Origin of the sequence: Paenisporosarcina macmurdoensis, assembly GCF_042658845.1 — a bacterium.
In the GTDB taxonomy this organism is placed as follows: Bacteria; Bacillota; Bacilli; order Bacillales_A; family Planococcaceae; genus Paenisporosarcina; species Paenisporosarcina macmurdoensis.
Genome location: NZ_JBHSRI010000025.1, coordinates 110,247 through 125,956, shown reverse-complemented (window position 1 = coordinate 125,956; position 15,710 = coordinate 110,247). Strand labels below are relative to the sequence as shown.

General features: G+C 36.8%; 16 protein-coding genes. 6 read left to right on the top strand and 10 right to left on the bottom strand.

All coding sequences use genetic code 11. The annotated features are described in order from the left end of the window. Positions 1–52 precede the first annotated feature (52 nt). Positions 53–1,006 carry a TRM11 family SAM-dependent methyltransferase gene (locus ACFPYN_RS14250; protein ID WP_377735102.1) on the bottom strand — a complete coding sequence of 318 codons (954 nt, stop codon included), beginning with the start codon at positions 1,004–1,006 and terminating at the stop codon, positions 53–55. 316 nt (positions 1,007–1,322) lie between these two features. On the opposite strand from ACFPYN_RS14250, the gene ACFPYN_RS14245 reads away from it, so the two are divergent. Further along, a complete protein-coding gene (locus ACFPYN_RS14245) occupies positions 1,323–1,508 on the top strand; it encodes a hypothetical protein (RefSeq protein ID WP_377735100.1) in 186 nt (61 codons plus the stop codon). Positions 1,509–1,666: 158 nt separating this feature from the next. Here ACFPYN_RS14245 and ACFPYN_RS14240 read toward each other — a convergent pair whose 3' ends face one another. Next, on the bottom strand, positions 1,667–2,782 hold the full coding sequence (locus tag ACFPYN_RS14240; RefSeq protein WP_377735098.1) for a hypothetical protein: 1,116 nt from the start codon (positions 2,780–2,782) through the stop codon (positions 1,667–1,669). A gap of 284 nt (positions 2,783–3,066) precedes the next feature. On the opposite strand from ACFPYN_RS14240, the gene ACFPYN_RS14235 reads away from it, so the two are divergent. The 3 genes from ACFPYN_RS14235 to ACFPYN_RS14225 all read left to right on the top strand — a co-directional run bounded on the left by ACFPYN_RS14235 (position 3,067) and on the right by ACFPYN_RS14225 (position 3,802). Next, complete coding sequence (locus ACFPYN_RS14235) at positions 3,067–3,237, top strand: hypothetical protein (protein ID WP_377735097.1); 171 nt, start codon at positions 3,067–3,069, stop codon at positions 3,235–3,237. Positions 3,238–3,391: 154 nt separating this feature from the next. Then, positions 3,392–3,595, top strand: a complete 204-nt coding sequence (locus ACFPYN_RS14230) for a hypothetical protein (protein ID WP_377735095.1) — start codon at positions 3,392–3,394, stop codon at positions 3,593–3,595. Between the two features lie 21 nt (positions 3,596–3,616). Then, entirely contained in the window at positions 3,617–3,802 is a 186-nt protein-coding gene (locus ACFPYN_RS14225; protein WP_377735094.1) for a hypothetical protein, read from the top strand. 34 nt (positions 3,803–3,836) lie between these two features. Here ACFPYN_RS14225 and ACFPYN_RS14220 read toward each other — a convergent pair whose 3' ends face one another. From ACFPYN_RS14220 to ACFPYN_RS14195, 6 genes are all read right to left on the bottom strand, one after another. Further along, complete coding sequence (locus ACFPYN_RS14220) at positions 3,837–4,367, bottom strand: GNAT family N-acetyltransferase (RefSeq protein ID WP_377735092.1); 531 nt, start codon at positions 4,365–4,367, stop codon at positions 3,837–3,839. Between the two features lie 57 nt (positions 4,368–4,424). Next, positions 4,425–4,658 carry a hypothetical protein gene (locus ACFPYN_RS14215; RefSeq protein WP_377735091.1) on the bottom strand — a complete coding sequence of 78 codons (234 nt, stop codon included), beginning with the start codon at positions 4,656–4,658 and terminating at the stop codon, positions 4,425–4,427. A 6-nt stretch (positions 4,659–4,664) separates the two neighbouring features. After that, a complete protein-coding gene (locus ACFPYN_RS14210; protein WP_377735090.1) occupies positions 4,665–5,852 on the bottom strand; it encodes a Ger(x)C family spore germination protein in 1,188 nt (395 codons plus the stop codon). 22 nt (positions 5,853–5,874) lie between these two features. Continuing rightward, complete coding sequence (locus ACFPYN_RS14205) at positions 5,875–7,473, bottom strand: spore germination protein (protein WP_377735089.1); 1,599 nt, start codon at positions 7,471–7,473, stop codon at positions 5,875–5,877. A 40-nt stretch (positions 7,474–7,513) separates the two neighbouring features. Beyond that, entirely contained in the window at positions 7,514–8,614 is a 1,101-nt protein-coding gene (locus tag ACFPYN_RS14200) for a GerAB/ArcD/ProY family transporter (RefSeq protein ID WP_377735088.1), read from the bottom strand. 725 nt (positions 8,615–9,339) lie between these two features. Then, entirely contained in the window at positions 9,340–10,551 is a 1,212-nt protein-coding gene (locus tag ACFPYN_RS14195; RefSeq protein ID WP_377735087.1) for a NupC/NupG family nucleoside CNT transporter, read from the bottom strand. A 333-nt stretch (positions 10,552–10,884) separates the two neighbouring features. On the opposite strand from ACFPYN_RS14195, the gene ACFPYN_RS14190 reads away from it, so the two are divergent. Beyond that, positions 10,885–12,558 (top strand): ribonuclease J, encoded by a 1,674-nt coding sequence (locus ACFPYN_RS14190; RefSeq protein ID WP_377735086.1) that lies wholly within the window; start codon positions 10,885–10,887, stop codon positions 12,556–12,558. A gap of 335 nt (positions 12,559–12,893) precedes the next feature. On the opposite strand, the gene ACFPYN_RS14185 is transcribed toward ACFPYN_RS14190, so the two are convergent. Continuing rightward, on the bottom strand, positions 12,894–13,487 hold the full coding sequence (locus ACFPYN_RS14185) for an SET domain-containing protein (RefSeq protein WP_377735085.1): 594 nt from the start codon (positions 13,485–13,487) through the stop codon (positions 12,894–12,896). A gap of 198 nt (positions 13,488–13,685) precedes the next feature. Here ACFPYN_RS14185 and ACFPYN_RS14180 point away from each other — a divergent pair, with 198 nt between their 5' ends. After that, positions 13,686–14,441: a DUF817 domain-containing protein gene (locus tag ACFPYN_RS14180; protein ID WP_377735084.1), complete on the top strand. Its 756-nt coding sequence runs from the start codon at positions 13,686–13,688 to the stop codon at positions 14,439–14,441. Positions 14,442–14,512: 71 nt separating this feature from the next. Here ACFPYN_RS14180 and ACFPYN_RS14175 read toward each other — a convergent pair whose 3' ends face one another. Continuing rightward, entirely contained in the window at positions 14,513–15,415 is a 903-nt protein-coding gene (locus ACFPYN_RS14175) for a TIGR01777 family oxidoreductase (RefSeq protein WP_377735083.1), read from the bottom strand. Positions 15,416–15,710 lie beyond the last annotated feature (295 nt).

Here is a 15,710-nt window from a genome sequence, read left to right as displayed (position 1 = left end):
CTTTTTCTCATTTAACATACTGGATCAGCGCTAAAATCCCATCCTTCTATTATTACTTACATACCAGGATTTCTCTTGAGAATATCCCTTTTTTTGCTACACATCTGTCTATTATGGTAAATCCAGCTTCTTTAATCATGTGATCGATATTATCAATCGTGACCACAACTAACTTCATTGAAAAAGGTCTTGCGCTCTTTAGAATTGAAAGTTGATCGTCTGGGGTGGCATGCGTGTAGAGATTGTATGGCATATCAATAATTGTCGCATCATAGTTCTCAGTCACTTCAGCGATTGGTCCAAGGTCTACATCTCCAATTAATCCAAAATGCGCAATATTTTCACGAGAACCCAACACGACTAATGGATTGATATCACGGCCTACTATGTCAATTCCCATTGAAAGTGCTTCAACTAATACCGTACCAATCCCACAACAAGGGTCAATTGCTTTGACTCCTTCAGGATTTGGGACTGCAATATTTGCTACTGCTCGAGCGACACGTGTACTAAGAGCAGTTGAATATTCACGAGGTTTTTTCAAATGACGTAACCATACTGCTTCACTTTTCACATATTTCCCGAAATACCAACGCCCATCAAACGGCACTAAGCCAAACGTGACGTCCGGTTGATGAACATCGGCCTCCCCTTCAATAATCAGGCCAATATCTCGTTCAATCGTACGTTTTTGTTGGTAGTCCACTTTTTCCGCGGATGCCAAATCATTAATTTTGACAAAAATCACTTTGAAAGTTGTGTTATTCATTTTAACTACTTCCACTTGTTTTAAAATATCTGATAGCTCATCGCCGTCAAATAAAACTTCAATTCGCTCTTTCATAAACGGACTCCTGCTTGGATTGATATTTATTGAGCTTTTGAGTATTTTTGTAGGGGTATACACTCCAAAAAATGAACGCATTTCTAGATGACATAAAGATTCTTCGTCCGGGGTATAAGCGTATGTATATATAAATTCACCTGTAGGAGCTAATTGATTCAAGTCATTCCCATCCTTTTTCACGCTCTTCATTTAATAATTGAGCTGCTACTTATTAGTATATCAATTGGCGAGTACTCATAACGTAAAAGCTGTGATTAATTTCTTCTGATGGAAGTCATGTAGCACAAATACTCAAATATCTCCCCTCACTTCATCTATCGATAACATAATACTATTTCAGTAAGACTTTATCGATAAATCATTTCAAAATAAATAAATTAATTTTCGAGACTATAAATTTAACTAAAACATGTTTGAAGATCGCCATTCAAATCCATACTGAAGAAAGTAGGACATCTTGAAAGGGGATCTAATCATGGAAAAAGACAATCAAAAGTCTTCAAATAACAACAAAAAGTCTAATACACAAACGTCTAAAACTGAAAAGCCCAGCACTGGCAATGGACGAGATGAATTTTCTCGTGAATTAACGGAAATAATTAATAGTAATATTCAACCAGAAGAAAACAAAAACAAGCCAAATTACCGACGTTATAAATAAAAGCGCTTCACATTTATCTGCAAAAAGAAGAAGAAGGGTACCCTCAACGGTTCCTTCTTCTTCTTTTTCTATATTTACAGTATTCACCCATGCAGAGATTTGAGATGTACAATATTCAAATGTAGTCTTCGCTCATTTCCTGTTATCAATTCCACAAATTATTTTCCACGTTTGTTAGTAAACCTAATGGGTGGTTTCTCGCTTCCTCGTACCCTTACGTTCTTTTCTTGTAAAATTCTTCTCTTAGGTTTTTGCTTTCGCACCTTTTCTTCTTCTGTGAGGGAAGGTGTTGCTTGTTCAATTATTTGTATTTCCTCTTTAATTGTATTGGCAGGTTCAGATTGTATTGTAGTTGCTTGTTCTTTTGCTTGTTTCTTTGATTTATTCCTTCTTCTTCTGTTCACATTCGTGCGATTTGACGTTGCTAATTGACCAGCACTTAGTCTTTCAACGACAGATGTAGTTTGTTCTTCTGCAGTAGGTTCATTTGTGGTTTCTTCAGTTGTACTTTGTTCAGTTGTTTGTTCACTTTCTTGATCTTCTGTTTTAGTTGGATTTACGCTGAAATTTTCTACGTGGAATGCCGATATTCTAAAAACCTCATTATTAACTACTAATACTAAGTGGTCTTCATTTGCCTCTACCAACATACCTTCGATACTTTCCGGACCTTTTCTGTTGATTTTCACCAAAGAATATTTAAGGTTTGAAAGTATGTCATTCGTTGTATTTGCAGCAATCTGACTATACATTTCAGTAAAATCATTCAACTCTTCTACAGTTTCTTCTTCTGAAATTGCAGAACTTCCATCTTTTACATTTACCACTTCCTCAGCTTCAATAGTAGCTACCGGAAGTGCATGGCTTAAGCTAGTAACGTAATGCTCTTTGTAGAATATTAGTCCATCGGCTTCTGTTGAAAGCACTAAGAAGTCCGCTCTTACATCTAACAGGATGCCATGTTTAGATTCTGGACCTTTGCCATTAATTCGGACTGTTTGATCCTTAAAGTTGACTGCTAGTTCATTAAACGTATTTGCTTTAAATAAATTGTTAGCGTCATATACTTTTAAAACAGAATTAAATCGTATTTGAGAATTTTCACGAATACTTTTAATATGCTCTGTTTTGTAATAAATAATCTCACCGTCTTCTTTTTGTAACGTTAAATAATCTGAATTGACATTCAATAAAACCCCTATATTTGAATCAGGTCCACCCTTGTAAACTTGAACAGCCCTTCCAATTAAAGAAGACAAATACTCATCTTTCATACTGTTTTCACCTTTCTTCTTATATCATTATTTCTCAATCGATTAGAATGCCAGCTTATTTTGAACAAGGAAAATTATTTTGTTCAGTATGGTTATCTATATGTCTCTCAAATGATAAATGCATAGGTAATAAATCAATTTTATTAATATGAATTTGTCCTTATCAAGGTAATTAATATTGGCAATGGAGGAAATCCAAATTATTACTGATAACGATACATGGTAGGTTAAAGTGGAGAAACTACAGTTTTTATACCAACTTAAATTAATACCTGTGCTATTAGATGACAGATAAAGAAAATAACGTCGTACAACAACATTTTGATGTGTTACAAGGGATGGAACAGGATCTTGCAGGAAGAACATTACATATGGATTCATTTGGATTTGGCATTATTATTTTGGAAGTCCATTCAGAAGAAAAACGGTTGCGTAATTGGAAAACAATCCAGTAGTTAAAGAAAGCATTTTGACAGCAACAATATTCCCTTATCGAGTTGCATTATTAAGAAAATAAAATGAAATATATTCCTCAGTATTCGTTACATGAAAGTACCTTTTTAAAGCCATACTTTTTAAGAACAAATACTTTGGAGAGAAGGCGAACATATGGGAAACAATCACAATTCATCAAGTAACAACAATAATTCATCAAGCAAAAACAAAAATTCATCACCACAAACATCAAAAGCGATGAAAACAACTCCTGGAAAAGCAAGAGAAGAGTTTTCTCGTGAATTCACAGACTTAATCAATAAAAATGTAAATGGGAAAAATACAAACGAACGAAACAAAAACAAAAATAACAAGTAGTTACCCATTGGAGTGAAAACTTTGAGCCTAAATCGTGAAAAAGAACTCTTTTCCGACCCTAGCAACATTATTGTCAGTGTAAACGGAGTTCAAGTATGGCTTGATAACAAATTTGAAGATGAAACTTTAAATGAACAACGACCTCATCAATCATTTGAAGAAGTACTAAAACCGACTTCAAAAAAACAAGGAAAAGATTTGCAATAGAAAACAGCCACCTTTTTCGTAGGTGGCTGTTTTTTTACAATGGGTACTCAAGCTGCAAATCCAACGGTTCTTTATTCAAAATTTGCGGGTTTATTTCGAGCGCTAACGTACAACCCATCTGCTTATAGAAGTGTTGCGTTTCAACAGCAGGATGGGCCGCTATGTACAATTTTTCAGCACCCAACTGTTTGGCTTTTTCACAACAAATTTCAAATAACCTTTTTCCAATCCCGCTTCCTCGTAATTCTTTGGAAACGTGAATATAGGGAAGCTCGACATATTCTTTGCGCGTGCCAAATCTGTTACTTTCCACGTTTGCGAAAGCTATAAGCTCCATCTGTTGATAAACCCCTATAACGATACCTCCAGCCTGCTTACCGGTACGCAAAGCATGCACAACTGACAATTTCTCTTCGTGATCCCAGTCGTCGATAAATGAATCTAATTTCATCATCAATTGGTCTTGAGTTTTCACTAAAACTTGGTGTGTTTCTTGATGGCGATTGAAAGAAGAAAGAAAATCATCTTGTAGTTCTCCTATTGATAATTCTTTGTATTGGAACAACTATTTTCATCCTTTTACACCAGTTTAACAAAAAATCAATTTACGGGTATGACTCCTTTATTTCAAAAAACCTGAAATCACTTCGCTTAACGGTTTAAATATAAACGTAATGTAGTCTAATGGATTGGCAATAGAGTTTCTTACGGTAAAAAATATACTTAATGCTACTCCGAAAAGGAGAAGTATACTAAAAACAAGAAGTTCTTTTTTTTGTTGTTTTTTCAAAAGGGGCGGAACTTCAAAAAGGCAAATTGCACCTGCAACGAGAAGAATCCCTAGACTTTTTATCATGATCCATTATTCCTTTTCTTTTATTTTAACCGGATTAACAATTACACCAAACTGAGTAATTTTCGCATCTACTTTAATATTCACTTGTAATTCGGAAAATTCTTGGTCCCAATTTGGTTCAAGTTTTTTCCAGACTTTAGCGTCAGCTCGATGAACAGCTTCCCCAAACCCAAAAATATCTGCATTAAAATCTTTTTGTAAAGTGGTGATAGACTTCTGCATTTTCTCTTTCACTTTTTCTGAATAGAGCTTTTCTAACATAGTGATGTTTTCAACTTTCATTAAATCTAACTGACAATCTACTTCTGCAATATTTCCTTCTGTTTTAATTTTCACCTCAACTTCGGGAGTTCCGTTAATAATCTTGGCTTTTATCTTTGAATGTGCTCTAATCAGTTCAATTGCTATCGTTCCTCCCTCCGGGCAAGATAGAGTCGTAACCGAACTTTTCACCTGGTTTGTAACCTTGTTATAGCCAATGCTCTCTTCCTCTGTTAACCATCCCACAAGTTTATCTTCTTTAAAGACACCTAAGTCCAACAAGCGTAATCTTGCTCCTGGGGTAATCGTTTCCACATTTTTTTTGCTTGAGCCTAATTCCTCATCTCCAATTACTTCGATACCCGTTACAACGGCTTCCTTTCCCCCACTTCCAATATCTGAAATCAAATCATTTATGTGGATGCCTCTAGTAGAAGACCATGTTTCTTGTGCCACATTTAACATGTTAAACATGCTGTTGGCAGGAATGGTTTCAATCGCTGTTGATACATTTAATATTTCCTGAGCCGTCATTTCTTTGGCAACTACAACATAGAAATCAGATCTCATTTCCCAATTTCTCGAAAAATAATCTACTATTTCTCCAATTCCTTTTTCTGCTACAGTATCACTTATCACTAACATACGAAGATGTCCTGGATAAATTTCTCTAGGCACAATCTTTGCCAACTTTCGAATGGCCTCAAAGATCGTTTCCCCCTCTGCTCGAAATTGAGTTATCGGTGAATTACCTGTATTCCCTTTAATGGATACCTCTAAAGGGACAACGACTTGTGCTGTCACTAGGTATCCAACATCTGATTCGTCTACCCCTATTGCCATTGTAATCGCAAGCTCGTCTAATTCCCTTTTATCCCAACACCCAGTAAGAACTAAACTGGAAATTATTAGTATCATCATTCTTTTTTTCATAAACACCTTCTTCTTCCGTCGATTAATTTTTATTTGGCTCTGGCTTCGCAGACTCAGGAGCTTGCTGTTTGACCACATTTTGTTGACTTATTAAACGAGGACGCGTAAACATTTTCCATGCTGGAAAGCGAAATAACGTATCCTTTTGATCGGCAAGGTAAAAAGGAGCTAATGGAGACATGTATGGAACTCCAAAGGAACGCAAACTACATAAATGAAGGATCATAACTATTAACCCCACAATAATTCCAAATAATCCAAACGAAGCTGCGAGTCCAATAAAAATAAAACGCAATATCCTAACTGCAATAGAGATATCGTATAAAGGAGATACATAACTGCAAATGGCTGTTATAGATACTATAATGACTGTTGCGGCTGTAATCATTCCCGCTTCCACTGATGCCGATCCTAAAACGAAAGCACCGACGATTGACATCGTGGGACCAATAGATCTTGGCATTCTTAGACCCGCTTCTCGCAGAATTTCAAAGGTAATCTCCACAAGTATTGTTTCAACAAATGCTGGAAATGGTACACCTTCCCGCTGATGTGCTAAATTCATCAAAAGTGCAGTCGGAATCATTTCTTGGTGATAGGTAGTCAGCGCAATAAAAATGGCTGGCGCGAGTAAAGCAATTCCGTAGGCTACAAAACGTAAAAATCTAACTAAACTTGCGATATATGCACGTTGATAATAATCTTCTGGCGATTGAAAGAATTGAATAAATAATGAAGGAACAATTAGAACAAAGGGAGTTCCATCTACCAAGATGGCTATGCGCCCATCTAAAAGTGCCGCTGCTACAGCATCTGGACGTTCTGTATTAATAATAGTCGGAAATGGTGAATAGACAGAATCCTCAATTAATTCCTCAATATTGCCACTCTCAAATATTCCATCGATATTAATGCGATCTAAACGTTCGTGAACTTCTTTCACTAATTTTTCATTTACAATGCCATTTATATACATGACTGCCACGTTCGTATTCGTGTGTTTACCAATTATTTTTGTTTCCACCCAAAGATTAGGGTCTTTAATTTTTCTTCGAACTAAGGCTGTATTGATCCGTACGTTCTCAGAGAACCCTTCACGAGGTCCTCTAACAACCGTTTGGGAACTAGGCTCAGTAACGCCTCTCTCCTCCCAATGCTTATTACTAATGATAATACCCTGGGTATATCCTTCAACCAAAAGAATGGTTTCTCCTGATAAAAGAGAAGCATATAACATGTTGAAATCTGTAAGATTCCGAACGTCTCCTACAAATATGGAAAAATTTAATTCATCCATGATATTTTGTTCAGTTTCTTTTTTTTGATTGACGCTGTTCACTTGAATATCGAGCTCTAGCAATTGCTTTATAACCCTTTCCAAGGATTCCGTGTCCGTTAGACCATCTGTGTAAATGGCACCTGCTTGGATGGATTTATATTTCCCTATTCGAAACTCCCGGAACACGATATCCGTGCTATTTCCTAAATCTTCTTTAATTTTTTGCAAATTTTCTTTAAGGCTTATTTTTAATGCATTTTCCGGTTGCAACAAGGATGGTGGTGTAATTGAGGCAGAATAAGCAGACTCCGTCTTTTTATTTTTCTTATTAAAAAATCCCATGATACACCTTCATTTACATTAGATTTTTAATTTTTAATGACTATGCTTTAGGCACACGTTTTTTAGTAAACGAACTAATAAGAAACAATAGTAAAGGAATAATGAGTCCATATACCAAAGCAAGAAATGGCCAAGTAGCACTAATAAATGTTAAAAAATAAGCTGTATTTGGATAGGCCACAAGGGATAGGACAAGCATAATAATAGCTAACGGGAAAATGACAACACGATAATCTTTTAGCTTTAATATGTGAGCAAGACAAAAAGCGGATGCATAAAAGCTCAGTGACATCTTTATAAAAATGGTGATGAACCATATAAACGATGCAATTGCTTCAACACGTTGAATAAAATTCCCTATATTTATTTGTTTAGCTAACGTATAAGACGGATAGGTTTCTCGAGATGTTAATTCCGTACCAAGAACGAGAATTGTAATGATGGAAATAAGGAATAATACAGTTCCACCAATTAAATAGCCCGTTAAAAAGCCCATTTTTCCTCCTTGTTTTCGATTGATTGCAGGAATTATCATTAAAAATACGACCAGTTCTAATATCGGAGAGCCGACAAAGGGTATGGAAGCTCTTATTATGGGTTTTATGCCTTCCCCCATTATTGGTTGTATATTTTTAAATTCAATTTGTGGAACAATAGCAAACAAGAGAACTAATATTAGTGCTATCACCCATGGAAAGAAAAATTCCGCACTACGAGAGAACGTTTCTAATCCCAACCGGATTGACATTATAACCACCAGTAAAAAAACAAAATGGGTTACTGCAATTGGTGTATGTGGTAATTGATACGTATTCAAAAAGTCTCCAATATTTCGTAAGACCAGTGCAGAAAGAAGGAAAAAGAAAGCGAAATATAGGATAGAAACAATCTTTCCTAGCCATTTCCCTAGAATGATTTCGCTATATTCTGGCAACGTCATCGTAGAGTAGCGGTTACCTAAAACCATGTACAAAAATACTAGTGCTACTCCTACTGCAATTGCTAGTAAAGCAGCAATCCACGCATCTTGTTTAGCTTCCGCAGCTAATCCGGATGGCAATATTAAGATAGAGCTCCCCACAGTAAACATCATTACTAAAATGGCAAATTGATTTCTTGTTATTTTTTCCTTCTGTAGCATGTTAAAAATCCCCTTAAAAGGAACTATGATTTTCTTATTATTGACCTTTAATCAACAAACTAACCTCTCACATTTTTAAATAGAGAAAAAAATGGATATCCATCAAGATGGATGTCCTTAACAAATCAGCTTTTGGTTTTGGGTATCTTTAGAGTGACGATTGGATGCTATGAGCGGTTTTTTGTTGTCTATCAGCGGTTTCCTGTCGTCTATCGGCGCAAATGACGTGGCTATCGGCGAATCTTTGTCGTCTATCAGCGGTTTCACAAAAAAAGGGACATCCAGCTTGATGGAGGTCCTTAACAAATCAGCTTTTGGTTTTGGGTATCTTTAGAGTGACGAATGGATGCTATGAGCGGTTTTTTGTCGACTATCAGCGCTTTTTTGTTGTCTATCGGCGCATCTCTGTCGTCTATCAGCGATTCCACAAAAATAGGGACCTCCATCAAGATGGAGGTCCTTAACAAATCAGCTTTTGGTTTTGGGTATCCTTAGAGTGACGATTGGATACTATGAGCGGTTTTTTGTCGTCTATCAGCGGTTTTGTCACATGATCTCTATATACAGAAACTCCCCATTATTGTTGTTGACTATGCGGAACGTGATGCTCACGAAAATAAACGATAAAAAGCGATAAAACCCCTTGATAGGTTTTATCGCTACTATACAAAAAATGGAGTGCGGTGAATTTACACCCAAGCACTCCATTTATAACAATTTTTCGATTATATAAACATTCCTGCAATAGCGGCACTTAATAAAGATGCTAACATCCCTGCAGCTACTGCGCGTAAGCCTAATTTCGCAATATCCCCACGGCGACTTGGCGCAAGTGCACCTAATCCGCCAAGAAGAATGGCCATCGAGCTTAAGTTGGCGAAACCACATAATGCAAAACTTACTACAATAACAGTTTTAGGAGACAAGTTTGCAATTTCTGGAGCAAATGCAGAATACGCAACGAATTCATTTAAAACTAGTTTTTGACCGATGAAACTACCTGCTGTTACTGCCTCAGACCAAGGTACTCCAATAGCAAAAGCAAGAGGTGCGAACACGTAACCAAGAATTTGTTCGAGCGATAGAGATTCAAATCCAAACCATCCACCGATCCCACCTAAAATCCCGTTAACCATCGCAATTAATGCTATGAACGCCAATAACATAGCACCAACATTTAATGCTAATTTTAATCCATCGCTAGCACCACGGGCAGCTGCGTCAATCACATTTACTGAATCTTGATCTTTTTCCATCTCGAAATCTTCATTATCTGGTACTTCCGTTTCTGGAATCATTAATTTCGCTAATACTAAACCAGCAGGAGCAGCCATAAAGCTTGCTGCAAGCAAATATTCAAGTGGGACACCAAGAAGTGCATATCCAACTAGAACGGACCCTGCGACAGATGCTAGTCCACCTGTCATGACTGCGAATAGCTCCGACTTCGTCATTTTCGCAACGAACGGGCGAATAATAAGAGGCGCTTCGGTTTGACCGACAAAGATATTCGCTGCTGCTGAAATTGATTCAGCTTTACTCGTTCCTAGCAACTTCGATAAGCCGCCACCAATAAACTTAATTAATACTTGCATAATTCCTAAGTAATATAAAACTGAAATTAAAGATGAGAAGAAAATGATGACGGTCAAAACTTGGAAAGCAAAGACAAAGCCAAAATTCTTAACATCTGCAGCTGGTCCAAAAAGGAAGGTCACTCCCTCGCTTGCATAACCAATTACATTTTGTACAGCTTCAGAAAATTTAACTAATATATTTTTACCAAATTCCCATTTCAACACAATAAATGCAAAAATGATTTGAATCGTTAGACCACCTAATATTGTTCGATAATTTATCGATTTCTTTGCGCTTGATAATAAGAAAGCGATCGCTAATACGACCAGAATACCGCCGATTCCCCAAATTATATTCACCTATGTCACCTCATATATAGTTTTTGATAAGATTTGTAAAGAAAACGCTTACTTAATGTTTATATTCGTTGCGAGTTGTCTGACGACAGACAACTATCGGAATCGTATCAAATCCAATCAAATAAGTAGATGGATATTGTTTCAAATCCAGCTCCAATTATGTAAATGTGAAGAATTTCAAAACATCAAAGACCGTTCTCACAGTTGGGGTAGGATGATTCTAAAATTATTTTTAATACAACAATTTAATAGAGGAATCTTTTTTTATATTCATAAAAAGAAACTGTCGTGGGAATACTTTATCTAGTTATTCGAAATGGGAGGATTCTAAATATGACTACTATAGAAAATTCATTGTCTATTTTCGCCTTAGGAGGCGTAAATGAAATTGGCAAAAACATGTATGTGTTAGAAGTTGAAAACGATATCGTGGTGATTGACTGTGGCTCGAAATTTCCAGATGAGAGTTTACTCGGAATTGATTTGATAATCCAAGATATTTCATACTTAAAGGAAAACCAAGAGAAGATTCGGGGCTTAGTTGTTACACATGGACATGAAGATCATATTGGAGGCATCCCTTACCTACTTAAACAATTGAATATGCCTGTTTATGCAACAAGATTAACGATGGGACTAATTGAAATTAAGTTAAAAGAACATCGAATCCTCAGAGAGACCGAAATACATTTAATTGACTCCAAATCAGTCCTTACCTTTAACTCAATGAAGTGTACGTTTTTCAAAACCAATCATAGTATTCCGGATTGCCTAGGTATTGCCTTCGAAACACCTGAAGGAATTATCGTACATACGGGTGACTTCAAGTTTGATTTAACTCCAGTAAATGATGAATACGCAGATATTCATCAGATGGCGGAAATCGGCAAAAATGGAGTTCTCGTTTTATTATCAGAAAGTACCAATGCGGAACGTCCAGGTTCTACACCATCCGAAAGTCTTGTGGGCGGACATATCGAAGATGCATTCCGCAAAGCAAATCGTAAAGTATTTATCTCAACCTTCGCTTCGAATGTACATCGCGTCCAACAAGTTGTAGACGCTGCGCAAAAGACCAATCGTAAGCTTGCTTTACTCGGCAGAAGTATGGTCAATGTCGTATCGGTTGCTATGGAACAAGGTTATTTGAATGTTCCTGAAGGCATGCTAATCGAGGCACACGAGATAGGCGGAATGGATCCAGAACGAGTGGCTATACTTTGCACAGGAAGCCAAGGTGAACCAATGGCCGCTTTATCTCGTTTATCAAGCTCCAACTATCGTCATGCAAGCATTCTCCCTGAAGATACTGTCATATTTGCTTCTTCTCCGATACCTGGAAATGAACGCAATGTATCTAAAGTTATCGATAATTTATATCTACTAGGTGCTAAAGTGATTTACGGTTCGGGTAGTGCGACCGGAATGCATGTTTCTGGACATGCTCAACAGGAAGAATTGAAACTCATGCTGACTTTAATGAAACCCAAATACTTTATCCCCATTCACGGGGAATACAGAATGCTTCATCAACATCGTCAATTAGCAGAATCCGTTGGAATAGAGAGAGAAAACATCTTTATTATTAACAACGGAGATGTTGTAGATGTGAACAACTCGCTTGCTCGTCAAACAAGGAAAATTCCTTCTGGAAACATATTCGTAGATGGTTTAGGGATTGGTGACGTCGGAAACATGGTATTACGAGATCGTAAGTTGCTCTCTGAAGATGGGATGATTGTTATCGTTATTACCCTTAGTAAATCGGATGGTGAAATTATCACTGGACCAGACACCATCTCTCGAGGATTCGTTTATGCCCGTGATTCTGAAGAATTAATGAATGAAATCAATCAGTTAGTTATTACCACCGTTAACACAACAAGATCTTCAAGTGGTAATCAACGCAGTGTGTTAAAACAAAGTGTAAAAGCAACTCTTGGCAAATTTTTATACACTAAAACGAAAAAAAGACCGATGATTTTGCCCATTATTATTGAAGTTTAACAACTAAAACCCACCACGATATGATATCGTGATGGGTTTTAGTTTTGGTAAATATTTGGTCCGAGTGGATTGAAAAAAACCGACCAAAGTTAGGGTGAAGCCTAATTAAAGTCACGATCACTATAAAACCCCTCGAAAGTACCTCACATTTTGCTCGTCAAATGTATCAAGTTCAAGCACGTTATATTGTGCTGATTTAGTCAAGTCTCGATATATTGATGTTTAGTCACGATATACTGCTAGCAAGTCATGATATAACACTTACTAGTCACGATATCTTGATGTTTAGTCACGATATACGTCATTTTAGTCACGATAAAACCTCGACACCTTCATTAAACATCACGATGATAATAAATCGTTTGGATTGAATCCCGCAGAAATTTGTCCCTTGCTGCTCCTTTAACTTTTCCGACGAATTCCGGTCGCACGAGATGAAATAGCTGTTGTTCAACTTCAAAGAAGTGCTTTATTGCACTCAACACTTGTTGATCCCATTCTTCATAGTAGGTAAGAAGATCGTCAGGGTAAACTATCCTTCTCTCCGTTCCTTCTTCTGTAATACACTCAAAAGGTTCATCAATATTTAACGTGCCATAGTCATCTGTTAACTGTTCTCCTGGGTAAATGTCTCGAATTGCAATCTCGAATTCATAAGCTGTTCCCATGCAATTCGCATGAAAACTGTGGTTCACATATCTACCTAGATCCCAACATAAAACAAATTTACCATCTTGGTTACGATAAGCATATTTTTTTATGATCTCGCCTTTATATTTATCAACGGTATCCAGATAATTTGGTTCTAGAATTTGATCAAGTTCATCTAAAGCCCATGTAATGGTTCCTTTGGGGATGAATTGAGTCGCAAATACACCAAAACCCATTTGCTCATTTATATAACGCAGTTCCGTATGCGGATGTATCATGTCTGAGTATTCCCCTTTACAAAGTTGGTATTAAGAATATTCTATGCAGTTGGGGAACGACTTGTTGAAACATCTATGACGCCGTAACCTTCTTTTTGTAACCCTATAGACGCAACTTATGGTGGTACATTTCGTCTAAAATTCAACACATTTTTTTAAATTTTATTACAAAACCAAGAAATACGGGGTCATACTGACATGAAAAATCTTCTTCAATTTGCCTATTTACAAGCGCTCTCCTGTTTTTTTCCACTCATTATTTTTGCTGCTCTTGCTTTAACTAAATTTGTCGATCTTCCGTTTCTACCGCGTTATGACTTTATTTTACTCATTTGCATCGGTGCTCAAATTTTCATGCTCGCTTCCAAATTAGAAACGATTGATGAGTTCAAAGTTATCTGTCTGTTTCACGTCATTGGTCTAGCTCTTGAACTTTTTAAAGTTTATATGGGGTCTTGGTCTTATCCAGAGGAAGCGTTTAGTAAATTTATTGGCGTTCCCCTTTATAGTGGCTTTATGTATGCAAGTGTGGCGAGCTATATTTGCCAAAGTTGGCGCCGTTTAGATTTACAAATCTATGATTGGCCTAAGCCATTCTTCGCCATCAGTATCAGCATTCTAATCTATTTAAATTTCTTTACTCACCACTATCTATTCGATGCACGGTGGGTGTTAAAAGGTTTGTTGTTTTTCATTTTTTTCAAAACAATTGTCACTTATCAATTGAATGGAACACGTTATAAAATGCCGATAATTCTTTCATTCCTGTTGATTGGATTCTTTATTTGGATTGCCGAAAATATTACGACGTTCTTCGGTGCATGGCAATACCCAGATCAAGAAACTACATGGTCTCTCGTTCATTTAGGGAAAATTAGTTCCTGGTTTCTACTCGTCATTATTAGCATTATTATCGTTGCCCAGTTGAAGAGAGTGAAAAGTCTCTCGAGATAGTTAAGAAAATGTAAATCTAAAAAGAACACCTCCAGGAAAATTTATCTTCCTGGAGGTGTTTTTGTCATTCATCAAATTCTATTTGGATTTCCCACTAATTGTTGTAGAGCTTTCCCAATCGAATCAAACGTAAAGTGGAACCCTTCTTTTTCTAAGCGCTCAGGAAGAACCCAGCGGCTTTTCAATATCAATTCTGTTTCAGTTCGCATAAATACAGCACCAAATTCTAGTATCCATTTAGGTGAAGGCAGACCAAACTTTCGATTCATGGTGTTTCTCAGTGTTTCCATAAACTCACGATTCGTGATTGGTTGAGGAGCTGAACAATTGAATACCCCACTTAAATTTTTGTTGTCTTGAAGGAACAAAATAATTTGGTACAGATCTTCAATATGAATCCAGCTAAACATTTGTTTACCTGAACCTTGAAAACCTCCGAGTCCAAAGCGTACTAAGTTGATGTAAGGCTCCATCGCACCACCATCTGCACCGAGCACGATGGCAATTCGCAAAGCAACCTGCCTTGTTTGAGGCAATTTAAAATCAAAGAGGGACTGCTCCCAGACTTTCGCTACATCTACAGAGAAACCTGAGCCAATTTCTCCACTCGCTTCGGTCATCGGTCGGTCTTCCGCATGCCTATAAATCGTGGCTGTACTTGAATTGATCCATAATGGCGGAGGATTTTTACATGCTAATAGTGCAATTCCTAGGATTTTAGTTGTCTCTGTTCTGGACTGAAAAATCTCTTCCTTATTTTTGTCGGTATAGCGACAGTTTACTGATTTTCCGGCTAGATTAATGACCATCTCCGCTTGATCCAAAGCAGCTATGATCATAGCCTGATTTGACCACGAGATATGTTGTGGTTGCCTTGAAATGATTTTCACTTTATATCCTAAATCCACAAATTTTCTCTCTAAGTATTGTCCAATAAAACCCGTTCCGCCAGCAATGACGATTTTCTTTTTCATATCTTTCACCCGTTTCTTGTGCGTTGTACTTAACAAGACGATGTTAATCAACTATTGGATGCAATTCCTTCCTTCCTCTTTTCGTAAAACTCTTCATACTGGAAATTCTTCGGCACTTTTAATTCAAAAAGCACATACATCGAAACTGGCTTTTCTATTGTATAGAGAAGACTTTAAAGGTTTTATAAAAATGTTAATAAAATCTAATACATGTAAAAAGTAGGAAAAATAAAAAAATACACTTGTTCAAATAGACTAGTATATTTTCCTTAAATTAGGTGTTCAAGCACATTGT